Origin of the sequence: Nonomuraea recticatena (genome assembly GCF_039533245.1) — a bacterium.
In the GTDB taxonomy this organism is placed as follows: domain Bacteria; phylum Actinomycetota; class Actinomycetes; order Streptosporangiales; family Streptosporangiaceae; genus Nonomuraea; species Nonomuraea roseola.
The window spans coordinates 1-20,813 of record NZ_BAAATE010000062.1 but is presented as its reverse complement, the minus strand read 5'-3'; the positions used below and the strand labels follow the sequence as shown (position 1 = coordinate 20,813).

General features: G+C 70.2%; 27 protein-coding genes and 1 pseudogene. 11 read left to right on the top strand and 17 right to left on the bottom strand.

Features of this window, described 5'->3' with window-relative positions:
* Together ABFX50_RS48925 and ABFX50_RS48920 are read left to right on the top strand one after the other, a co-directional pair.
* Positions 1-85 (top strand): annotated as a pseudogene (locus ABFX50_RS48925) (IS5/IS1182 family transposase); the annotation flags it as partial.
* A 19-nt stretch (positions 86-104) separates the two neighbouring features.
* A complete protein-coding gene (locus ABFX50_RS48920) occupies positions 105-1,490 on the top strand; it encodes a Tn3 family transposase (RefSeq protein WP_346157757.1) in 1,386 nt (461 codons plus the stop codon).
* A gap of 54 nt (positions 1,491-1,544) precedes the next feature.
* Here the strand turns inward: ABFX50_RS48920 and ABFX50_RS48915 are convergent, their stop codons facing one another.
* The 3 genes from ABFX50_RS48915 to ABFX50_RS48905 are packed head-to-tail and all read right to left on the bottom strand — an operon-like array spanning position 1,545 to position 3,870.
* Positions 1,545-1,907 (bottom strand): sulfurtransferase TusA family protein, encoded by a 363-nt coding sequence (locus tag ABFX50_RS48915; protein WP_346157754.1) that lies wholly within the window; start codon positions 1,905-1,907, stop codon positions 1,545-1,547.
* Entirely contained in the window at positions 1,904-3,196 is a 1,293-nt protein-coding gene (locus tag ABFX50_RS48910) for a cysteine desulfurase family protein (RefSeq protein WP_346157752.1), read from the bottom strand. Before ABFX50_RS48910 ends, ABFX50_RS48915 begins: the two co-directional genes overlap by 4 nt.
* Positions 3,193-3,870, bottom strand: coding sequence for an ArsR/SmtB family transcription factor (locus tag ABFX50_RS48905; protein WP_346157749.1), 678 nt, complete (start codon positions 3,868-3,870; stop codon positions 3,193-3,195). Before ABFX50_RS48905 ends, ABFX50_RS48910 begins: the two co-directional genes overlap by 4 nt.
* 91 nt (positions 3,871-3,961) lie before the next feature.
* Here ABFX50_RS48905 and ABFX50_RS48900 point away from each other — a divergent pair, with 91 nt between their 5' ends.
* Complete coding sequence (locus tag ABFX50_RS48900; RefSeq protein ID WP_346157746.1) at positions 3,962-5,353, top strand: MBL fold metallo-hydrolase; 1,392 nt, start codon at positions 3,962-3,964, stop codon at positions 5,351-5,353.
* Entirely contained in the window at positions 5,350-6,594 is a 1,245-nt protein-coding gene (locus ABFX50_RS48895) for an MFS transporter (protein ID WP_346157743.1), read from the top strand. Before ABFX50_RS48900 ends, ABFX50_RS48895 begins: the two co-directional genes overlap by 4 nt.
* Positions 6,595-6,725: 131 nt before the next feature.
* Here the strand turns inward: ABFX50_RS48895 and ABFX50_RS48890 are convergent, their stop codons facing one another.
* The 4 genes from ABFX50_RS48890 to ABFX50_RS48875 are packed head-to-tail and all read right to left on the bottom strand — an operon-like array spanning position 6,726 to position 8,965.
* Entirely contained in the window at positions 6,726-7,058 is a 333-nt protein-coding gene (locus tag ABFX50_RS48890; protein WP_346157741.1) for a thioredoxin family protein, read from the bottom strand.
* A 58-nt stretch (positions 7,059-7,116) separates the two neighbouring features.
* Positions 7,117-7,503 carry a class I SAM-dependent methyltransferase gene (locus tag ABFX50_RS48885; protein ID WP_346157739.1) on the bottom strand — a complete coding sequence of 129 codons (387 nt, stop codon included), beginning with the start codon at positions 7,501-7,503 and terminating at the stop codon, positions 7,117-7,119.
* Positions 7,437-7,778 carry a hypothetical protein gene (locus ABFX50_RS48880; RefSeq protein WP_346157736.1) on the bottom strand — a complete coding sequence of 114 codons (342 nt, stop codon included), beginning with the start codon at positions 7,776-7,778 and terminating at the stop codon, positions 7,437-7,439. The genes ABFX50_RS48885 and ABFX50_RS48880 overlap by 67 nt, the downstream gene beginning before the upstream one ends.
* Before the next feature lie 5 nt (positions 7,779-7,783).
* Positions 7,784-8,965 (bottom strand): cytochrome P450, encoded by a 1,182-nt coding sequence (locus ABFX50_RS48875; RefSeq protein WP_346157732.1) that lies wholly within the window; start codon positions 8,963-8,965, stop codon positions 7,784-7,786.
* Between the two features lie 87 nt (positions 8,966-9,052).
* Between ABFX50_RS48875 and ABFX50_RS48870 the strand changes: the two genes are divergently transcribed.
* On the top strand, positions 9,053-9,661 hold the full coding sequence (locus ABFX50_RS48870) for a TetR/AcrR family transcriptional regulator (RefSeq protein WP_346157730.1): 609 nt from the start codon (positions 9,053-9,055) through the stop codon (positions 9,659-9,661).
* Positions 9,662-9,751: 90 nt separating this feature from the next.
* Here ABFX50_RS48870 and ABFX50_RS48865 read toward each other — a convergent pair whose 3' ends face one another.
* The 4 genes from ABFX50_RS48865 to ABFX50_RS48850 all read right to left on the bottom strand — a co-directional run bounded on the left by ABFX50_RS48865 (position 9,752) and on the right by ABFX50_RS48850 (position 13,100).
* The gene (locus ABFX50_RS48865; protein WP_346157727.1) at positions 9,752-10,729 is read right to left on the bottom strand and encodes a hypothetical protein; all 978 of its coding nucleotides are present in this window, start codon (positions 10,727-10,729) and stop codon (positions 9,752-9,754) included.
* 81 nt (positions 10,730-10,810) lie between these two features.
* Positions 10,811-11,752: a tyrosine-type recombinase/integrase gene (locus tag ABFX50_RS48860; RefSeq protein WP_346157725.1), complete on the bottom strand. Its 942-nt coding sequence runs from the start codon at positions 11,750-11,752 to the stop codon at positions 10,811-10,813.
* Between the two features lie 220 nt (positions 11,753-11,972).
* Positions 11,973-12,533: a GNAT family N-acetyltransferase gene (locus tag ABFX50_RS48855; RefSeq protein ID WP_346157721.1), complete on the bottom strand. Its 561-nt coding sequence runs from the start codon at positions 12,531-12,533 to the stop codon at positions 11,973-11,975.
* A 108-nt stretch (positions 12,534-12,641) separates the two neighbouring features.
* Positions 12,642-13,100 carry an Lrp/AsnC family transcriptional regulator gene (locus ABFX50_RS48850; RefSeq protein WP_346157718.1) on the bottom strand — a complete coding sequence of 153 codons (459 nt, stop codon included), beginning with the start codon at positions 13,098-13,100 and terminating at the stop codon, positions 12,642-12,644.
* A gap of 112 nt (positions 13,101-13,212) precedes the next feature.
* Between ABFX50_RS48850 and ABFX50_RS48845 the strand changes: the two genes are divergently transcribed.
* The 3 genes from ABFX50_RS48845 to ABFX50_RS48835 all read left to right on the top strand — a co-directional run bounded on the left by ABFX50_RS48845 (position 13,213) and on the right by ABFX50_RS48835 (position 14,666).
* A complete protein-coding gene (locus ABFX50_RS48845) occupies positions 13,213-13,698 on the top strand; it encodes a DUF2000 domain-containing protein (protein WP_346157716.1) in 486 nt (161 codons plus the stop codon).
* Positions 13,699-13,864: 166 nt separating this feature from the next.
* Positions 13,865-14,374, top strand: a complete 510-nt coding sequence (locus ABFX50_RS48840) for a hypothetical protein (RefSeq protein WP_346157714.1) — start codon at positions 13,865-13,867, stop codon at positions 14,372-14,374.
* Positions 14,375-14,471: 97 nt separating this feature from the next.
* Positions 14,472-14,666, top strand: a complete 195-nt coding sequence (locus tag ABFX50_RS48835) for a hypothetical protein (RefSeq protein WP_346157712.1) — start codon at positions 14,472-14,474, stop codon at positions 14,664-14,666.
* 203 nt (positions 14,667-14,869) lie between these two features.
* Here the strand turns inward: ABFX50_RS48835 and ABFX50_RS48830 are convergent, their stop codons facing one another.
* Positions 14,870-15,544, bottom strand: a complete 675-nt coding sequence (locus ABFX50_RS48830; protein ID WP_428834737.1) for a recombinase family protein — start codon at positions 15,542-15,544, stop codon at positions 14,870-14,872.
* 180 nt (positions 15,545-15,724) lie between these two features.
* Here ABFX50_RS48830 and ABFX50_RS48825 point away from each other — a divergent pair, with 180 nt between their 5' ends.
* Positions 15,725-16,645 (top strand): hypothetical protein, encoded by a 921-nt coding sequence (locus ABFX50_RS48825; RefSeq protein WP_346157710.1) that lies wholly within the window; start codon positions 15,725-15,727, stop codon positions 16,643-16,645.
* Positions 16,646-16,782: 137 nt separating this feature from the next.
* On the opposite strand, the gene ABFX50_RS48820 is transcribed toward ABFX50_RS48825, so the two are convergent.
* The 4 genes from ABFX50_RS48820 to ABFX50_RS48805 form a co-directional block, all read right to left on the bottom strand.
* Positions 16,783-16,971 carry a hypothetical protein gene (locus tag ABFX50_RS48820; RefSeq protein WP_346157708.1) on the bottom strand — a complete coding sequence of 63 codons (189 nt, stop codon included), beginning with the start codon at positions 16,969-16,971 and terminating at the stop codon, positions 16,783-16,785.
* 64 nt (positions 16,972-17,035) lie between these two features.
* Positions 17,036-17,473 carry an NUDIX hydrolase gene (locus ABFX50_RS48815; RefSeq protein WP_346157706.1) on the bottom strand — a complete coding sequence of 146 codons (438 nt, stop codon included), beginning with the start codon at positions 17,471-17,473 and terminating at the stop codon, positions 17,036-17,038.
* Complete coding sequence (locus ABFX50_RS48810) at positions 17,473-18,300, bottom strand: hypothetical protein (protein ID WP_346157703.1); 828 nt, start codon at positions 18,298-18,300, stop codon at positions 17,473-17,475. Before ABFX50_RS48810 ends, ABFX50_RS48815 begins: the two co-directional genes overlap by 1 nt.
* An 85-nt stretch (positions 18,301-18,385) precedes the next feature.
* On the bottom strand, positions 18,386-19,051 hold the full coding sequence (locus tag ABFX50_RS48805) for a recombinase family protein (protein WP_346157701.1): 666 nt from the start codon (positions 19,049-19,051) through the stop codon (positions 18,386-18,388).
* Positions 19,052-19,291: 240 nt separating this feature from the next.
* Here ABFX50_RS48805 and ABFX50_RS48800 point away from each other — a divergent pair, with 240 nt between their 5' ends.
* Positions 19,292-19,600, top strand: a complete 309-nt coding sequence (locus ABFX50_RS48800) for a hypothetical protein (protein WP_346157698.1) — start codon at positions 19,292-19,294, stop codon at positions 19,598-19,600.
* A gap of 358 nt (positions 19,601-19,958) precedes the next feature.
* Positions 19,959-20,216, top strand: coding sequence for a hypothetical protein (locus ABFX50_RS48795; protein ID WP_346157696.1), 258 nt, complete (start codon positions 19,959-19,961; stop codon positions 20,214-20,216).
* On the opposite strand, the gene ABFX50_RS48790 is transcribed toward ABFX50_RS48795, so the two are convergent.
* Positions 20,213-20,813: hypothetical protein (locus ABFX50_RS48790; RefSeq protein ID WP_346157694.1), on the bottom strand; the 601-nt coding region annotated here is incomplete at its 5' end. The genes ABFX50_RS48795 and ABFX50_RS48790 overlap by 4 nt on opposite strands.

Here is a 20,813-nt window from a genome sequence, read left to right as displayed (position 1 = left end):
GCGCTACGAACGCCGGGCGGACCATTTCGCATCCTTCGTCGCCATCGCTGCAGCCCTCATTTGCTACCGCCGACTTACCAAATGAGTCAACGTCTTATGCCCGGGTGCTGGACGGGCTCGGCGCCAACACCGCGGTGCAATTCGTCGGCGGCCGGCTGCAGCTAGAGAAGCTCGGCGCGGCCGAGGAGCCGCCGCTGATGAAGGAACTGCGCTCCCTGCTGGATGACATGCTGCCCCGGCTGGACTTCCCCGAGCTGCTGCTGGAGGTCTTCGACCGCACCGGCCTGCCGGCCGACTTCACCCACATCTCCGGCGCCGATCCGTCGATGGAGGACTTCGGGGTCAGTCTGGCCGCGCTGATCGTGGCCGAGGCGTGCAACGTCGGCCTGGTGCCGATCGAGAAGCCGAACGTGCCCGCACTGACCAGGGCCCGGCTGCTCCAGGTCGACCAGGGCTACCTGCGCGGCGAGACGATCGCGGCGGCCAACGCCCGCCTGATTGCCGCCCAGGGCGAACTCGACATCGTCAAGTGCTGGGGCGGCGGGCACATCGCCTCAGCCGACGGGCTGCGCTTCGTGGTGCCGGTGCAGAACCTGCACACCGGGCACAACCCGATCTACTTCGGCCGCCAGCGCGGCGCGACCTGGCTGAACGTGGTCAACGACCAGGTGATGGGCATCGGCGGGCTGGTGGTGCCCGGCACGCTGCGCGACTCGCTGTTCATCCTGGACGCCATCCACAACCTCGACGGCGGACCGAAGCCGGAGACGGTGGTCACCGACACCGCCAGCTACTCCGACATCGTCTCGGGACTGTTCGCGATCTGCGGCTACCAGTTCTCCCCGCGCATCGCCGACCTGGCCGACACCCGGCTGTGGCGCACCAACACCCGCGCGGTCTACGGGCCGTTGGAGCACATGTCCCGCCACACCGTCCGGCTGGACAAGATCCGCGCGCACTGGGGCGACATGCTGCGGGTGGCCGGCTCGCTGACGATGGGCACGGTGCGCGCCTACGACCTGATTCGGATGCTGTCGGCCGACGGCCGCCCCACCGGTCTGGGCGAGGCGTTCGCCCACTACGGCCGCATCTCCAAGACGCTGCACCTGCTGCAGTTCATCGCCGACGAAGGCTACCGGCGAATGATCGGCACCCAGCTGAACGTGCAGGAGGCCCGCCACCGCCTGGCCCGGAAGATCGCCTTCGGCAACCGGGGCCAGCTGCGCCAGCGCTACCGCGAAGGCCTGGAGGATCAGCTGGGCAGTCTGGGCCTGGCGTTGAACGCGGTGGTCTGGTGGAACAGCCTGTATCTGGATGCTGCCGTCAAGCAGCTGCGTGCCGACGGGTTCCCGGTCACCGATGAGATGTGCGCGCGACTGTCGCCGATCCAGTACGACCACATCAACTTCCTAGGCCGCTACGCCTTCTCCCGCGCTGATGTGGCCGGGGGTTTGCGTCCCTTCCACGACGGCGCCCACGAGAGCACCTGAGCGTCGGTTCAGGGAACTGATCAGGAGGCCGCGCGAACATGAGCTGGGCGAGGGTCAGTCGGTAGTTGACCGCCACGGTGCATGGGGCTCGGTACGGCGGGCGTCGGCGCGGACGCTCAGGGCGTAGATGGGACGGCCGTTGCCGGGCGCGGCGCCGAGGTAGAGGTGGCCGGTCAGATGGCACCAGGCGGGCAGGTCGATCGGTGCGGCGGGGTCGGTGGCGATGAGGTGGACGACACTGCCGGAGGGCAGGCCGGCTACCAGGCGGCTCAGCTCGATCAGCAGTTGCACGCAGCGGCGGTCACCGCCGTCCAGCACCACCGGTACCACCGGCACGGCCGGCACGGCCGGATCGCCGGCACCGCCATCGGCAGGGCGGTCATCCTCAGGGGCGGCGTGCGCCCGCTCGTCATTCATGACGTCGCCTGTTCTGCGCTGTTGGCAAGGCCAGGCATCGGGTGAGAGACAGTCAGGGCCGCGCTGATGAGTGCAGCAGCGGCGGTCTTGATGTCGGTGCTGGTGCTCCAGCGACCCAGCGACAGCCGCACCGCGCTCAAGGCTCTGTCGGTGTCCAGGCCCATGGCCGACAGCACCGGGGACGGGGTGTGGGTGCCGCTGTGGCAGGCCGAGCCGGTGGAGGCCGCCACGGCGGGCACGGCGGCCAGGAGGTCGTGCCCGTGGATGCCGTCGATGCTGAGGTTCAGCGTGTTCGGCAGGCGCTGGCCGGTGGGGCCGTTGAGGTGGACGCGGCCCGGCAGCGCCGCGTCCAGGCGGCGGTGCAGGTCGTCGCGCAGGTGCGCGAGGCGGGTGGGCGCGCCGGTGGCGAGGTCGTGTGCGGCCAGGTCGGCGGCGGCGCCGAGGGCGACGGCCAGGGCGACGTTCTCGGTGCCTGCGCGCAGGCCGCGCTCTTGCCCGCCGCCGTAGACGACCGGCTCCAGTGTGACGCCTTCGCGCACGTACAGGGCGCCGATGCCTTTGGGCGCGTACATCTTGTGCCCGACAAGGGTGAGCAGGTCCGCGCCCAGCTTGGTGACGTCCAGCGGGATCTTGCCCGCGGCCTGGGCGGCGTCGCAGTGCAGCAGCGCGCCCCGGGCGTGGGTGAGGGCGGCCAGCTCGGCGATCGGCTGCAGGGCGCCGGTCTCGTTGTTGGCGGCCATCACCGACACCAGCACGGTGTCCTCATCCAGTGCGGCGGCCAGCGTGGCCGGGTTCACCAGCCCGTCGCCGTCGACCGGCAGCACGGTGACGCGGGCGTCGTGCAGGCGTGCCAGCGCGTGGCAGGTTTCCAGCACGGCCGGGTGCTCGGTGGCCTGGGTGATCACGCGCGGGCGCGGGCGGCCGGCGGCGAGCAGCGCGCCGCGCACGGCCAGCAGGTTGGCCTCGGAGCCGGAGGCGGTGAACACCATCTGCGCTGCCTGTGCCCCGATGAGGGCGGCGACCTGGGCGCGGGCGTCGGCGAGCGCGCGGCGGGGCCGATCGGCGTACGGGTGGCTGCTGGAGGGGTTGCCGAACCAGGCGGTCAGGTACGGCAGCATCGCCTCGGTCACCTGCGGGTCGACGGGGGTGGTGGCGTTGTAGTCCAGGTAGACCGGCCCGTCCATGGGCCCGTCCATGGGCCCGTCCATGGGCCCGCCCGTGAGGTGTCCACCGGCAGGCCGGGCGGACTCACCGGATGAGCCGGGACGCGATGCGAGCGCGTCGCTCATGTCAGCTCCCCGGCGTCGACGGGCATCTCGGCCAGCCGCCATTCGAGCATGCCGTCAGCCAGGCGGATCGCGTGCCGTCCGCGGTCGGTCAGCAGGCGGACCGCGTCGTAGGCGAGCACGCAGTATTCGCCGCGGCAGTAGACGACGATTTCGCAGTCCTCGGGCAGCTCGTTGATCCGGTCGGCCAGGTCGGCGACGGGGATGCAGACGGCTCCGGGGATGTGACCGGCCAGGTATTCCTCCACCGGGCGGACATCGAGCACCACGACGTCTCCCGCCTGGAGGCGGGCGCGCAACTCCTCGCGGCTGACCTCCGCCGCGCCGTCTCGGCCGAGATAGGCGTCCCGCGCCGGCGGGACGGCGGCCTGGTGGTTCTCGGCGACCTTGCGCAGCAGCGCGAACAGCTGGGCGACGTCGTCGCCGGCGAGCCGGTAGCGGATACGCACGCCGTCGCGGCGGGTGGCGACGAAGCCGGCCTGCTTGAGGGTCTGCAGGTGGGCCGAGGCGGTGGTCAGGTTCAGCCCGGCGGCCTTGGCCAGGGCCTCGACGGTGCGTTCTCCTTGGGCGAGCAGGTCGAGTAGTTCCAGGCGTTTGCCGCTGGCCAGAGCCTTGCCGCTGGCGGCGAATGCGTCGTACAGGTGGGTCTTGGCCTGGGCGGGGGTTGCGTCACTCATCCAATCCTCCATTAATCTATGGAATATCGTACCAACTGGGAGCGGTGTGCGCTCCCTCCCGCACCGCCGGGGCCAGATCGTGGAGGACGTCGTGGGATTCGCCGAGGACCACCTGATACCGCTGGTGGACGAAGGGCTGGGCAACACTGCCTACCTGCTCGATCTGGGTGACGGCCGTGCGCTGGCCGTGGACGCCGGCCGTGACCTGCGTGCGCTGGACGCCGTTGCCCGCCGGCGTGGCCTGACGGTCGCCTATGCGGCCGACACCCACCTGCATGCCGACTTCCTGTCCGGCGCCGTGCAACTCGCCCATGACACGGGGGCGACCGTGCTGGCCTCCGCGGCCGGGCAGCGCGCGTTCCCGCACCGCGCCTTGGGCGACGGTGATGAGGTGGGTCTGGGCGGGCTGCGGCTGCGTGTGCTGGCCACGCCCGGGCACACCGACGAGCACCTGTCGTTCCTGCTGCTGGACGACGGCCGGGAGCTGGGGGTGTTCACCGGCGGGTCGCTGATCGTGGATTCGGCCGCCCGCACCGATCTGCTCGGCGCCGAGCGCACCGAGGAACTGGCCCGCGCCCAGTACCGCTCGCTGCACCGGCTGGCCACGCTGCCGGAGGCGACCGCGGTGTGGCCGACCCACGGCGCGGGCTCGTTCTGCTCGGCCCCGCCTGGCACCGAGCGAACCTCCACCATCGGCGCGCAGAAGCAGACCAACCCGTTGCTGGCCGCGCCGGATGAGGACACGTTCGTCCGCCGGCTGGTGGCCAGCTTGGGCTCCTACCCCGCCTACTTCGCCCGCCTGACCGAAGCCAACCGGCGCGGCCCCGCCATCCTGACCGGCACGCCGCCACTGCCCGCGCTCGATGCCGGGCAGGTCAAGGCACTGATCGCCGATGGCGGCCAGGTGGTGGACGTGCGTCCGGCGGCCGAGTTCGCTGCCGGTCACATCCCCGGCGCGCTGTCCATCCCGCTACGCGAGCAGTTCGCCACCTGGCTGGGCTGGCTGCTGCCCGACACCACGCCCCTGGTCTTCGTGGTGGGTGACGGTCAGGACCTGGCGGAGGTCGTGTGGCAGGCGTACAAGATCGGCTATGAGCGGCTGTCCGGGCACCTGGCCGGCGGCATGCCCGCCTGGCTGGAGGCCGGACACCCGCGGGCCACCACCGCGTTCGTCACCGCCGACCGCGTACCAGCCCGCCCGTACTTGGACGTGCGGCAGGAGACCGAGTACGCCGCCGGGCACGTGCCCGGCGCCCTGCATCTCGAACTCGGCGACCTCGCCCGCCACGCCGCGGACGCCCCGGCCGGTGCGGTGGTGGCCTGCGGGCACGGCGAGCGCGCCATGACCGCCGCGAGCCTGCTGGAACGCGCCGGACACACGGACGTGACCGTCTTGGACGGAGGCCCGGCCGACTACGCCGCCGCCCACGGCCTGCGGCTCGACACCGTTGACGCCGGCACCGCCGATGGCGGTGCTCGGTGAGCACCGGCACCATCCCCCCGGTGCGGCTCGGGCTGCGGGAGAACTGGCTGCAGTTCACCCTGCTGGTCGTCGTCAACATCTGCGTCGGCGGCCTGGTCGGGCTGGAGCGCACCACCGTGCCGCTGATCGGCACCGACATCTTTGGGCTGACCAGCGACCTGGCGGTGTTCTCCTTCATCATCGCCTTCGGCCTCACCAAGGCGGTCACCAACCTTGCCGCCGGTGCGCTGACCGCGCGCTTCACTCGCAAACAGCTCCTGGTCGCCGGCTGGCTGATCGGCACGCCGGTGCCGTTCATGCTGGCGTGGGGGCCGTCGTGGTGGTGGATCGTGGCGGCGAACGTGCTGCTCGGCCTGAACCAGGGCCTGGCCTGGTCGATGACCGTCAACATGAAGATCGACCTGGTCGGCCCGGCCCGCCGCGGCCTGGCCACCGGGCTGAATGAGGCCGCCGGTTACACCGCGGTCGGCGTCACCGCGCTGCTGACCGGCTACCTGGCCACCGCCTACGGGCTGCGGCCCGCGCCCGAGCTCATCGGTGTGGTCTTCGTCGCCACCGGCCTGATCCTGGCGCTGACCGTCCGCGACACCGCCGCCCACGTCGCCCTGGAGCTCGCCCAGCACCCCAAGCCGCTGCCCGACGGCGAGAACATCGGGCTGGCGGCCACGTTCGCCCGCACCTCCTGGCGGGAGCGCTCGCTGCGCGGCGCCAGCCAGGCCGGGCTGGTCAACAATCTCAATGACGGCCTGACCTGGGGCGTGTTCCCGCTGCTGTTCACCGACTACGGGCTCGGCCTGGCCGCCGTCGGATTGATCAAGGGCCTGTATCCGATCCTGTGGGGCATCGGGCAGATCCCCACCGGCCATCTGGCCGACCGTATCGGCCGCAAACCCCTCATCGTCTACGGGATGCTGGTGCAGGCCGGCGGGTTCGTCCTCGCCCTGGCGCTGCTGGAGCGCCCCCTGCTGGCCGGAATCCTGTCGGCCGTGGCGCTCGGCCTGGGCACCGCGATGGTCTATCCGGCGCTGATCGCCTCCGTTTCCGATCATGCCCATCCCGCGTGGCGGGCGCTGGGCACCTATCGGTTCTGGCGCGACATCGGCTATGCCGCAGGAGCCCTGCTCGCCGGCCTCCTGGCCGACGCCTTCGGACTGGAGGCCACCGTCATCGCCGCCGCTGTGCTCACCGCCGGCTCCGGTCTGCTCGCCGCCCGCTGGATCACCGAACACCGCAGTCACTGAGCCCGGCAGGCGGCCCGCCGAACGGCCATGCGCGGGTCAGCCGGGGTGCGAGTGGCCCGCTTGGCCTTTCGGCGGGCCTTGCCGCGCGGGTGAGGCCGGGCCCGGCCGCTGAGCTTGCCGGGCGCGGCGGTTCAGATGCCGAACTCCTCAAGTTCGGCGAGCAACTCGGTCTTGGTGAGCGACCCGGTCAGCCGCTTCTTCTCCACCCCGCCGATGAACACGATCAGTGTCGGCAGGGCCATGATCTCGAACCGGCCCGCCAACTCTGGCGCGTGGTCCAACTGCACCATGCCCACCCGCAACCGGCCCGCCTGCTCGGCCGCGACCTCCTCCAGCACCGGGGCCAGCGCCTTGCACGGGCCGCACCCGCTCGCCCACAAGTCCACCAGGAACGGCCGCGTTCCCGCGCTCATCAGCTCGCCGTCGAAGTCGGCCACCGTCAGGGCGATGGATGTGGCGCTCATGGCATTCCTCCTGCTTGTCCCTCCCGATGGGGATCTTCGCTGGCCTTCGGTACGCCGCTCACTCATCGCCGCCCCGCACAGCTGTGCCGATGATGTGGAAGGAGACCGGGGTCCGCGCGGGCGGGAACAGGAAGCGGTCCAGGTGGTCGACGCGGAACCCGGCCTGCCGCAGTTCGGCCTCGGCGTCGCGGCCGAGGTGGCAGCCGCCGACCATGAGCGGCCAGATGGTGGCATCCAGCACGTCCTGAAGGCGGGCCAAGCCGGGCGTGTCGGCGCGTACGTGCTCCAGGAAACGTAGCCGTCCGTCGGGCTTGAGCACGCGTCGCGCCTCGGCCAGCGCCGCGCCGACGTCGGGCAGCGAGCACAGCACCATGCACATCACCACCGCGTCCATGCTGTGATCGGCTGCGGGCAGGTGCTCGGCGACGCCGGGCACCACCTCCACGGGGACCGCCGTCTCGGCGGCGGCGGCCTGCGCCTGCGCGCGCAGGCGCGGTTCCGTTCCACCGCCACCACCCGCCTCACCTCGGGCGGGTAGTGCGCGAAGTTGACGCCGTGCCCGGCGCCGACCTCGACCACCTCACCGGACAGGCCGGCCAGCAGCTCACGGCGGCGTTCGGTCATGCCGCCCCGGTCCATGCCGGCGGCCATCTTGGGATACATCCGGCCGAACAGCGGCCGCCGCCTGTTCACCTGTCTGCTCGTCTTGGCCGCGCTCATGCCGGTCACCAGGTCACCGGCAGAGAGGTCAGCCCGCCGGTCAGCGTGCGCTTGTCGAAGGTCAGCTCCTCCACCGCACAACCCAGCTCCAGGGTGGGGAAGCGGGCGGCGAGCTGGGCGAAGACGACCTGCAGCTCGATGCGGGCCAGCGGTGCGCCGACGCAGTAGCGGGCGCCGTGCCCGAAGGTCAGGTGCGGCACGGCGGGCCGGTCGACGTCGAAGCGGTCGGGGGCGGCGAACACGCTCACGTCGTGGTTGGCGGCGCCGGTGTCGAGCAGCACCAGGTCCCCGGCGCGGACGTGCACGCCGGCGATGTCCAGGTCTTCGCGGGCGTAGCGGGGGATGCCGCCGCCGCCCAGGCTCGGGGCGCGCAGGATCTCCTCCACGGCGGCGTCGATCCGGGACGGGTGGGCGACCAGGGCCTGCCATTGGCCGGGGGTGGCCAGCAGCCACAGCACACCCTTGCCGATCGCGGTGACCGTGGTCTCGTGCCCGGCGAACAGCAGGAACATCCCCATCGCGGCGGCCTCGTCATCGCTGACCCCGTCGGTGGCGGCCAGCCGGGAGATCACATCGGCCTCCGCGTCACCTGCGGCGCGTTTGCGGGCCACCAGCTGCTGCCCGTAGGCGAACAGTGCCCCCAGTCCCTGAGTCGAGCGGGTGCGGTCGGTGATGTCGGCGGCGTCCTGCGTCCAGCCGCGGAACTGTTCGCGGTCCTCGTACGGGACGCCGAGCAGCTCGCAGATGACGGCGATGGGGAGCGGCAGCGCCAGCGCGGCGTGCAGGTCGGCCGGCGGCCCGGCCTTCTCCAGCTCGTCGAGCAGCTGGGTGGTGAGCGTCTCGACGCGGCCGCGCAGCGCCCGCATCCGTTTGGGCGAGAAGTGCGGCTGCAGCAGCGCGCGCATCCGCCGGTGGTCGGCCTGCTCGGTGTCGAAGCCGCCCATCGGGCCGCCGAACAGCTCCGACTCTCCCGTCCGGGAGGCGCGGTCGGGCTCGGGGTGGGCGCGGCCGAGCCGGGCGTCGTCCAGCAGGGCACGCACCTCCTCATACCCCGTCACCTGCCAGCCGGGGTCGCCGACGGCGGTGCGGATGGCGTGGATCGGGCCTTCGGCCTGCAACCGGCGCAGCAGCGGCGGCGGCTCCAGCGGGCCAGGCTGCTCGAACGGTAGCTGTACGGGATCGGACACAGCCCCTCCTGAAGTAGATGCGACTTTATAGACTTCAATGTATAAGAAGCTACATGTATACTTTGCCTTCTACAAGTGGAGGTCGGAGTGAGTACTGAAGCGGGCCAGAGCCAGCACGAGGCCGGACCGGCTCAGCCGGTGCGGAGACTGCGCCGCGCGGAGCGGCGTGAGCAGATCCTGGACGCGGCCACCCGCGCCTTCGCCCGCGCCGGATACACCGCCACCGGCCTCGACGACATCGCCGCCGAGGCCGAGCTCACCCGGGCGATGCTGTACCGCCACTTCGACTCCAAGGCCGACCTCTACCGGGCCGTGCTGGACCGCGCGTGCACCCGACTGGCCGAGGCCACCGGCGCCGACAACTTCGACGACGACGCCATCCCCGCCCTGCTGCGCGCCGCCGCCGCCGACCCCGACGGGTTCCGGCTGCTGTTTCGCTACGCGGCCCGCGAGCCCGACTTCCGCGAGCTGATCGACTCCATCACCGCAGCCTCCCGCGAGGTCGGCCGACGCAACCTGGCCCGCGTCATCCCCGAGGGGCCGTGGCTGGACTGGGCCGCCAGCCTGATCCCCGCCTTCACCCTGGAGGCCGTCATCGCCTGGCTCGACGCCGGCCAGCCCGACCCCGACCAGGCCGCCGACCGCATCACGGCGGCCGTGCACGGCGTCATGGCCGCCGCCCACCCCACTCCGTAGCTCATAGCCGCCACGCCGTTGATCATCGAGAGGGATCGAGTGGTGAGCCGAGACAGAGCGAGTACATCGAAGGGCTGGCGGCGATGAGGTCTACGCCGGGGGTGTATGGGGAACCAGTTCCTGGCTTTCCGGATCGGCGCTCCAGTCAGTGGTGGCGCCTGTGGCATCGGTGAAGCGGACGGACAGATGTTCGCGGCCGCTGTCGTGAGTGAAGACCACCAGCGCATCGACCCCGGCCACCTGGCCCGATCCGTAGGCGAACGCCGCACCTTGGAACCCTGCGCCCTGCAGTTCTCCGGCCGCCAGCTGCACGGGGCGCACATCGACGCGGCTTGCGCAGACGATGCGAAGGCCACGCAGGGGAAGCAGGTGCGGCGGGTGGCTTTCGCGCTGGAGGTACACCTCGATCGGGTCGGACGCTGGCTGAGGCAGGCGCGGCCGGGTCACGTCGATGACCAGGTACTGGTCGCCGTCTTGCGCTGCTGCGACCGCCGAGCGGAGGTTCAGCCCGTCAAAGGTGTGCCTGACGAGGTCGGCCAGGGGGCCGAGCTCGGCGCCGTCAGCGGCGAACAGGACATGGTCGGGGGTGAGCTCGCTGGTGTGCGGTTGGCCGTCGAGCTCGACCGTGCCGTGCAGGGCCACCAGCCGGTCGTGGGTGACGTCGCGGAACTCCACCTGCGGGTGCCTGAGCCGGGCCAGGGGGCCGTCGTCAGCGATCGGCTGGCCCGGGGTGACGGTCTCAATGCCGTAGTGCCTGGCCTTGACGACTGCGGCCTTGCTGAATCCCGATGCCGAGACCAGCACCAGCCGGTCGGTGGGCAGATCGTCATGCTTGGCGCGCATCTCCTCCACCCAGGGCACGGCGTCCTTCCTGGACCGGCCGCGGCACTCGATGCCGATCACCATAGGGTGGCCGGCCATGTGGCCGGAGACCACGACGTCGACTTCGCGCAGCTGGCCAGTGACGCGATCGCGCAGCTGCGCTGATTCGGTGACGGTGGCGTCCGCCGCGAGGTTCTTCTTGATGAAGTAGACGACTGCCTGGAAGTCATTGGACCGTGCGGGCATGCGGACACGGTAGCGGTGGGGACCGACGTTTCCGCTCGGCCCGGTGCGCGCGGCCGCACGGGTAAGAAATGGCCGCCGCGATCAGTGCCGGCGGCGCGGTGGGGCGAGGTGCTCGGTGACGCCGGCGATGGCTTCGGCGCCGGGCTTGACGTAGCGCATGGCGGTGCGGGGGTTCTTGTGCCGGGTCTTGCCCATGATGAGCTGCAGCGGCACCTCGGCCTCGCCCAGATGGGTGGCGGCGCTGTGCCGCAGCTGGTGCAGGTCGAGGCCGGCGTACTTGTCCAGCAGGACGCGGGCGCGGTCGTAGCCGAGGCGGGCGCGGCCGGTGTGCGGGCAGACGTCGGCGGCCGCCGGGCGGCGGGCCGGAACGGGGCGGCGTTCGGACAGGAACAGCGGCCCGTGCGTGCGCGTGCTGCCGTCCGGGAGGCGGAGCAGCCGGGGCAGCAGGTGGGCGGTGCCGCTGTCCCAGTACACCCATTCGATGGCGCCGCCCTTGGAGCGGACGGGAGCGCGCCGGTGCTCCAGGTCGAGATCTTCGACATTGAGCGCGAGGATCTCCGCGGCTCTGGCCGCCGTCTCGTACAGCATCCGCCACAGCGTCTTCTCCCGCAGCGGGATGTCACGGCGCGACAGCAGCCGGTGGATCGTGGTCTTGGCCACGGCGCGGGTCTCGTCGGCGCTCTCCCGGCGGCGTTCGGCATCGGCTGGGACCGAGGGGGCGACCCAGTGCTTCTTGGTCTGGCACCAGGTCAGCCAGGAGGTGATGGCGGCGCGGTTGCGGTTCCAGGTCGCCGGCGCGCTCGCACCCCACAGCTCGGCGAGCGCGGTGCCGATCTCGGCGTCGGCCACCTCCGCGAGCGGCCGGTCGCGGCCGAGCCTGTCGATGACGCGGTCGATCGCGGAGGCGTAGGCGCGGTGGGTGTTGGGGTTGGCCGTACGCGGGGCGGACAGGAAGGTGTCGGCGGCCGCGGCGAGAGTGACGTGCCCCCCGCGCAGGGCGGCGACCTTCGGCGCCGCGCTCATGCCGGACGCCCGACGCTCGTTGCGCCGTCCCAGATGATGTACCGGATAACGTGCCGGAGTCGCGCACCTGCCCGGCAGGGCGTTCTCCTGGTCGCCGCGCCACCGTGATCTCCCATGTACGTGATAATAGACCGTTATCACGTACATCCAGTCCCTGGCTTATGAAGCGGCCGGCGGCTCAGCAGGCCGGTAGGCGAGCCGCCGGGCTCACCCGACCGCCTCACACGGGCGCCGCCGCGTCGGCGCGCTCGCTCAGCGCGTCCAGCACCTCGACGTAGCTAGCTACCGAATGCAAGCCCCTCTGGCGTAGCCAAAATCCGGTCCGATCCTCCCCGAAGGCCAACTGCGCCGCTTCTTCTCGTACGGCTGTCGCCGCCTTGGTCGCGATGCCCTGGCCCCAGGCCGCGGGGTTGATCCACCACCCGATCTCCCATGCGGGCTCGGCCGCGCCGGGCAGCGTGCAGGAGGCGAGCGAGACCAGGCCCACGAAGCGCTCACCGCGCAGGATCGCGCGCATGCCGAAGCCCTCCTCTCGCCACTGCCGCAGCGCCTGGCGGTGCCGTTCTCCGGCGTACTCGGCCGGCCACGGCCCGCTGCCGATGTGGCGCATCACGCGCTCGTCGCGGGAGAGGCGCAAGAGGTCGTCTGCGAAGCGCGCATGCCACGGTGGGAGCGTCAGGCGGGCCGTGGTCAACGTGCGCGCGTCAGCCGCGCCGGATCGGGCGCCCGGACTGTGTTGGTGCTGGGGCCGTGAGGTGTGCTCGTCTTGCGTCAGCCGCACTGGATCGGGTGCCCGGAGTGTTGGTTCGGGGGTCGTGATGTGCGCATCGTGCGTCAGCCGCGCTGGACCGGGCGCTGGGACTGTTGGTGCCGGGGTCGTGAGGTGTGCTCATGAAGTGACGGGTGTGATCTGGTGGTTGCGGATGTGCTCGTAGACGATCGAGGTACGGACGTCGGCGACCTCGGGGCGCTCGGTGAGCCTGTCGATGACGAACGCGTAGAGGCTGGCGTTGTCGGGGACCGCGACGTGCACGATGAAGTCCTCGGTCCCTGTCGTCACGTAGACGCCGAGCGTGTCGGGCAGCTCGCTGACCCAGTTGCGGAAGCCCTCGATGTTGCGTCGCGACGGCGGGCGTACGCGGATCGCGATGAGGGCCTGGACAGGGCGTCCGATCGCGCCGAGGTCCACGTCGAGGATCGCGCCGCGGATGATGTCCCGCTGCCGCAGGGCGCGGGTGCGATCGAGCGCCGTCGTCGGCGAGACGCCCACCGCGGCGGCGAGATCGCGGTTGGTCTTCCGTGCATCTGACTGCAGTTCCCGCAGGATCGCCTTATCAAGTTCGTCCATGACCGCCCACATCTCGTGCTGCCCGATATAAGTACGGATCTCTTGTTCGATCTTCGTATATCTCTATAGCGTATCCGGCGTAGCCCGTATGACTGAGCAAAGGATGGAAGAAATGGCCGAGCGCGATATCACGTCAGAGGTTGTCGGCTTCGCGCCGGAGGAGAGGGACCCGACCCTGTCGACGCGGGCGGCACGCCTCAAGTGGGTGATCGTGGTCAACGAGGACCTGCCCGCAGGTCGCGCGGTCAACGCCGCCGTCTGCGCGGCGGCCACGACCTCGAGCGCGGTGACCGGTCTGCTGGGGGAGGACGCTGTCGACGCGGACGGCTGCGCGCACCCGGGGCTGCCCTGGGCGGGCTGCTCCATCCTGGTCGCGGACGCCGCCACGTTGCGTGCCGTCCGCTCCAGAGCGGCAGCGTCCGACGGCTGCTTCGTGGCCGACATGCCCTCCGCCGCGCAGCACACCCGCGTCTACGCGGACTACCTCCACACCGTGAAGGAGAGCCGGGCCGAGGACCTCGACTACTACGCCGTCAGCATCGTCGGCCCCCGCAACCGCGTGGACAAGATCGTGGGCCGCCTGTCCCTGATGCCCTGAAAGGGGGCGCCGGCTGCCGCGTTGGCGTCACCCAGACCGGCCTCGCCGCCGAGCGGTCTCGGTGGCCGCCCGGCGCGGATCCGCGCTGCCGCCGGAACAAGCAGTGCTCGCGGTACTCGCCGACCCAGCCCCCAGTGCGGACGCGCTCGTTGCCCTGGTCGCTCTTGTGCCCCGCGGGCGTGAGGTGTGGGACCTGTACGAGTACATCGGCATGAGCCTGGCCCGCGGCCGCGACAAGCCAGTGCCGTGGGAGGTGCTCGGCCGCGCGTCGGGCACCAGCAAACAGGCAGCCCAACAGCGGTTCGAGCGCAGACAGCGCGACGGCGCCCGCCTCGAGGCCCGACGCCCGGAACTGGGGCGGGCGCGCGCCACGACGAGGGAATGGCTGGACGAACACGCCAACCAACTGCGCGGGCTCGTGGCGGTCTTGACCTGCCACCACAGCGAGCTGATCGCGCTCTCGCCCGCCGTCGCCGTGGCGGTCCACGAGTTCGGCGCCATCCACTACATGTACGGCGACGCCGACGTGCTGGCCGGCGCGCGGAAGGTGGTGACCGCCATCCGCGCGGAAGAGCAGGAGCGGACCCGGCGCCCGTCGTGGGATCAGTACCTGTTGTCGGCGCGGGCGTGGGCGGCGTTCGAGCGGCTGGAGGAGTTCATTGCCGCCGCTCCTTAGGGGTACGGCTGGGCGCCCGGACTGGGCGGAGTAATGTCTTTTGCTCTGAAGGGAAGACCCCTGCGGGCGGCAAGGTCATCGGGGACAGGGTAGACAGATGGAGCACGACGGCTTGGACGACACCGCCGACACCGAGGCGATGTCGGCGGAAGATCGGATGGCTGCTGTGGCGGCCCAACTGGCGAACGAAGCCGCTGCGGCCATCGCCTCGATCAGGTCCCAGCTGGCTCATTTCCACGAGCGGACACCGCAGCTCGACGCCCACCCCGGTCAGGAAGACCTCCGCACGTAGGGGTACGGCCGGAATACGGCAGAAACGCACCGCAGCGGCGCTTTGGCCGACAGTCTCTGGCTAGCGGTCCGGCGCGGCCGTCCACAACCCGGCGACCACGGCCCGTTCCTGCCGTATTCCGGTGACACCCCTATCACTGCTGCGGTCCTTGGGTTATCCGTTAATGCCTGTACCGCCAGCCCAGCGAGCGGCCTTCTTCGAGGTCAATCCCTTTGCATGAGAGCTGGCTGCTGGCCTGCGCGAAGCTCCTGCAGGTCGGGGATGTGGTTGTAGAGGGTGCCGACCGAGACGCCGAGCAGCTTGGCGATGGAGGTGAGCGAGCGTTCGGGGTCGGGCAGCAGGTCGCGGGCGGCCTTGAGGAGTTCGGGGGTGACGACGGTGGGGCGGCCGCCGGTGCGGCCGCGGGCACGCGCGGCGGCCAGGCCCTCGTGGGTGCCGGCCACGATGAGCTCGCGGATGAACTCGGCCAGGGCGGCGAAGACGTGGAATACCAGCCGGCCGCCGGGGGTGGTGGTGTCGAGCTTCTCGTGGAGGCTGATGAAGCCGATCTCGCGGCGGCGCAGCTCGGCGACCATGGTGATGAGGTCGTGCAGGGAGTGACCGTAACGGGCCAGCTGGGGCACCACCAGCGTGTCACCGGCGGACAGGAAGGCGTGGCAGGCCGTCAACTCCGGGCGGAGCGCGTTCTTGCCGGACTTCTTGTCGGCGAAGATGCGTCGGCAGCCGGCGGCGGTCAGGGCGTCGATCTGGCGGCCCAGGCTCTGGTCGCGGGTGGAGACGCGGGCGTAGCCGATGAGGATCTCGCTGCGGGTGGCGGGGCAGGCGGCCAGCAGATCGGCGAAGGAGTCCTCGGGCAGCTCTGCGGTGGGGGACGTCACCCTGCGATTCTCTCAACAGTCGGTGCTGAGAGTTCTTGAAGAAGTCAGGTTGTTGAAGCGAGTTCCTGAAGCCTGTCCGCCCTGGTCGGTGCTCCCCGCCTCGGCGGCTTCAACAAACGATGGTTTCTTGAAGCCACGCGAAGGCGCTAACCTCCCGGCATGGCTCAGCCCCCTCGCTCCTTGCAGATCATCACGCGGCTCGTCGACGGGCAGATCTGCGCCTATGACTTGGCATCGCCCTCTCGCGGCGTGCTGACTCCGTCCGCGGTCTTCGTGCCACGTCCCGGAGACGATGTCATTGAACATGCCGCATCTGTTGATCTTGGTTGGGTTGTCTACACGACACTGAACGCGGTCGTCTGCGTGACGAGCTCGGGGGACGAGCGGTGGCGGGCAGCGTTCGAACCGTTCTCCGACGAGCGGCATGGGCATCGGCCGGGGTGCGTCCTATCGCTGGACGGCCGCACGGTGTGGATCTATCGGCCAGATGCCATGGCTGGGCGGGACCTGCTGGACCAGTGGGTCGTGCTCGATGCCGAGAGCGGAGTAGTCATGGCTCAGTCGGATCTGGAGACCAGCGGGCACGGCGGCCAGCAATACCTGCATCCAACCGACGAGCATGTCCTCCTGGATATCGGGGAGGGCCAGGACGGCTCGATCATCTACCGAGCCACCGTTGTAGATGGGCAGCTGGCTCCCGTCCGCTATCCGTGGGTGGACCGAGTCCTGATCGATCTGGCGCCCGACGGACAGCAGTTCATGACGGTCGATCACGGGCAGGCTGACGTCGCCTTCCACGGCTACCCCGCCGGCGAGGTGACGGCCGCATTGCGAGCAGAGGACTTCGGCCACGATCCGGACGAGGTGTTCCTGGAGTGGAGCGGTGGCTATCTCGACCTGGAGGTGGCTGTCGTCACCTTGGTGGGCGAGGATGAGGACGGGGAGGAATGGTTCCGCCACTACCGGATCAACGTTCCTGCGGGCCGAGTCGAGGCGGAGCTGGTCTCCAACGCCGAGCACGCCTACGACCTTCAGCTGCCCGGCGACGGAACATGGCTCACCACAGACCCCTCCGGGCATCCCGTCCGCTGGTCCGCCTGACGGCTGGGAAGGGGAGTCTGTGACGGACAGCAACGCGGGATGGTCGTTCGCATCCGCCCGGGAACCCGCCCGGTTCGGGCCGCTGAGCAGCGACGGTCGCCAGGGACGGAGCATGCGCTCGGCCGAGGACGACGGCGTCATCCCATGGCGACCATGTCGGTGAGGCTGCTGGTGGAAATGGTGGTGAGCGCGGCGGCCAGTTGGTCGGCGAGCTCGTGCACGTGGGTGGCTTCGGCGGCCAGGCGGCCGCGCCGCCACGCCGTGTGCGCGGCGGCCTCAGCGGCGCGGCGGCGGGCTCGGTGCGCGGAACCGGGCGAAGAAATCACACGTCGCTACCGCCAATTTCTGCACTCAGCCTCCTCGAAGGCCAGCCGCCGGCGCCACCACGCATCAGACGATCAAGCTGATCCCATCGTGGAGCCGTACGGACGGCTTCGGCTCGGCGGCCACAGCGTCTTGCAGACGGACGGCGAAGGCCTCAACCATCTGCTGCACGATCTCATCAAGCGTGAGCCAAGCCACTTCGGTGGCCTCCTCGGTGGGACGCGGTTCGCCGCCGACCCCGTGGCAGCGGAAAACCAGCGAAACGACGCCCAAGATCATGTTCTTGTAGACGCCAGTCAGCAGCTCGGGCTCCACCAGCACCCCGGTCTCCTCCAACACTTCACGACGCACAGCTTGGAGTGGGCATTCATCCCGCTCCAGAATGCCGCCAGGCAGTTGCCAAGCGCCGGTGGCGCGTCGGCGGATGGCCAGCAGCCGGCTTCCTTCACCGACCACGGCCGGCCCCACGCTGACGGAGTGCAGAGGCTGCTTGTCTTCGGCCATCACGCCTCCTGGGGGAATCGAACGAAGGCGAGCGCCTTGTCGTCGTGGGTCTTGAAGCGTGGCCAGCGCCGGGCTTGAGGGTCATCGAGTTCGGTCTGGTGGACGAGGTCGAGCATTGCTTCCACCCCGCGATCCGTCGCCATGGCGAATCCGGCAGCCCAGTCGTCGAGTACTCGATAAGTGTCGATACCGGTGGCGGCACCGTCGGTGGCAAGCAATGCCGCGGCGACCTCCTGTCGTGGCCAGACGCTTCGCAATGCCTCGCCCGCCGCCTCTGGTACGGCTTCGGCGACCCAATAGCCTCCCGGCCGGTTGCGGTGCTCGCGGGTGAACGCCTGCATTTGCCGGAGCCGCTCGCGGTCGAAGGGACTGCCGGTGCTGATCGCTTCGAGATAGGCAGCTCGGGCGGGGTGATCAAGCTTGCGGAGCCGGTCGTCATGCAAGACGGTGATCTGCCCGAAGGTCTGAACGGCGAGGCTGGTGTCGCAAAGCACCAACCCCTCGACCTCTTGTGCCGTCCACCGCAAGATCGTCACAGCAGCGGATGGGGCTCGACCCGGCCGGAGATCGTGGGTGAGGGCCAGTCTCGCAATCGCGTCGGCGAGCGCGTCACGGAGGTCGTGACCCTCAAAGGAGGCGAGCCGGCGAGCCAACTCCTGTCCAAGCATGTCGGCGTACCAACCGCCACTTCCTGGTCCAAGCTCCACGCTCGTAGCGCCGTCCAAGACGATCACCGCGTTGGGCTGGACGAAGATTCTGTCCTCTGTCCGCCCGTCGCCCGCTCGCTCTGCGGTCGTGACGATCGGCGCTCGTGGTTGCAAGACCATCCGGACAGCCTATGAGGAGGCGTATCACCCGCCGGGGTTGACCTCCATGTTCGGTGCGTCCGAGGGTGGCGAACGGAAGCCTGCTCTAGTCGGCGAGGTCGTCGATGATGGCGCGGTAGGCGGCCGGGCGCCGCTCGCGCAGCGCGGTGGCCATGGCGTAGGTGGCCGCGTCGCACGCTTCGTCCTCTGCCTTCGAGAACATGGGCGCGGGCTGCTTCGTCGTCGCCGCGGCGGGCCGGTCTTCCTCTTCCAGGGCCCGGTACAGGGTGGAGCGGCCGACACCGAGGTGCTTGGCGATGGCGGTGATGGACTCGCCGCGCGCCTGGCGGGCGCGGGCGGCGGCCAGCTTGTCGGCGTCCAAGGCCGGGGGTCGGCCGCCGGTGCGGCCGTGGGCGCGGGCGGCGGCCAGGCCGTCCAGGGTGCGCTCGCTGATCAGGTCGCGTTCCATCTCGGCGGCCATGGCGGCGACCATGAACAGCATCTTGTCGGCGATGGTCTGCCCGTTGGGACGGTGCAGGCCGGCGCAGATGCCGGACAGGATCTGAAGATTGATGCCGCGCGGGGCGAGCTCGTCTTCGAGGAAGACCAGCAGCTCTTTCATGCTGCGGGCGATGCGGGCGGGCTTGTAGATGACCAGGGTGTCGCCGGGGTGCATCCGCTCGATGGTGGCGCTCAGCTTGGGCCGGTCTTTGCGGGTGCTGGCGGTCTCTTCGACGATCTCGCGGCAGTGCGCGCCTTCGAGGGCCTGCATCTGTCGTTCCTGGGGAAACGCGCTTCCCGATCGACCACTTCGGCATCGTCCCGTAAACGTGTTTTCGGGACGATCCGATAAGGTGGTGTCACACGGTCCCCCAGCGCGCTGTCAGGGGCTTGACCGGCATCCTTTGACACCCCTGACAACGGCGAGCATTGCGGTGTTCTGCTGTGGTTTAGTGATCGGATGACCGTATCAGGCAGATGGACGCGCTCGCTGGCGCCGGTCGCCGCCATCGTGCTGCTGGCCGCCTGTTCCTCTGACGAGCCGCACACGCTCACCTTCGATGTCACGGGCGAAGGAAGTTTCGCCATCACGTACGTCATCAACGGCCGTTCCACGACCGAGCCCCAGGTGAGGCTTCCCTGGCGGAAGGCCATCACCCTCGCTGAACAGGGCGAGGACACCTGGAGCCTTTCCATACGGCACCTGGACGCCGGCTCGGTGAGTGCCGTTGCCTACGTCGACGGCCAGCTCATCACTCGCACCGCAGGTTCAGGATCAAGCGGCGGCGGCACCAGCAGCCTTAGCGGCTCCGTCGGCTGAACAATCCTGCGGTCGTCATCGTCCAGAACGCGCTCGCGTATCTGGTGGGCCAGCAGGTCCAGATGGTTGGCTGGCTCGCAATCGTTCCTTCAGCCTGGTCACCGTACAGTAATCGCATCGATCATTTTGGTAAGGGGGAGCCCAACGGATGTTACGGCCTACCGTGCGACGGGCCCTGGTATCCGCTCCGGCCACAGCACTGGCCGCGACTTTGACGCTGACGTCCTGCGGCGGAAGCTCCGGCCCACTCGCCAGCGCACCCCCGCCCACCAGCGCAAGCCCGACAGCGAGCTCATCAACAAGCGAGAGCCCGGGCCCGCAATCCAGCAAAAGCTCGGTCGACCTGTTCTCCAGTTGCTTGGACGACCCGATTGCCGAGACTTGCCGACGTGACCTGGCTGCCACCCGGCGGGCTCTGGCTTCGCTGCGTAAGAAGGTGAAGTCGCGCCCGGACCGGCTCTCCCTCACCTACCTCATTGACCAGTTCGACAAGCGGGCCGCCGACCTGCGGCGCAGCCCCTGCAGCCTGCCCGGGCCTCAGGAGTTCGAGTGCTTGCCCGAAATCGCCGAACTCCATGCGAGCTGGCTCAGCCTGCAGTCCGACCTACAGAACTAAAGGAGTGCTCCACCTCGCCGAGCTCGACGCGGCTCTGCCGCCGACGACCGCGCGATCCGGGCCGACCTGACCGCCGAATTCGACCGACGGCCGAAGCCGTCGACGTCGATCTCGCCGTCCGGGCCGTACAGGTGCCAATGGCCATCGGTGCGCCACAGGCACACGTCGGTCTCGTCCCAGTCCCGGCCGGGCAGCTCCACGACCAGGTCGCCGGGAGCTTCCGCTCTGCCCGGGATTTCGTCGACCACCGCGGTGGGCGCCGGCGCGCGACGAAACCCGGCGGTGCGGGCGGCGTGCCGCCAGTCGGCGGCGACGGCCTGGTGGTCGCGGGCGCTGGCCTTGATGGTGTTGGCCAGCATGGTCAGGCGGTGGGCCAGCTCGCCGAGCTCGTTCTCCCAGCCGGTCGGCGGTTCGGCCTCGGCAGGCTGACCCTCGCCGTCGATGGCGGCCGTGGGGATGGTGGCGAGCGCGGCGGCCAGCTCGGCGGCGAGCTGCTGGGCGCGGCTGGCGTCGGCGGCCAAGCGGCCGCGCCGCCACGCCGTGTGCGCGGCGGCCTCAGCGGCGCGGCGGCGGGCTCGGTGCGTGGGCTTGGCGGCA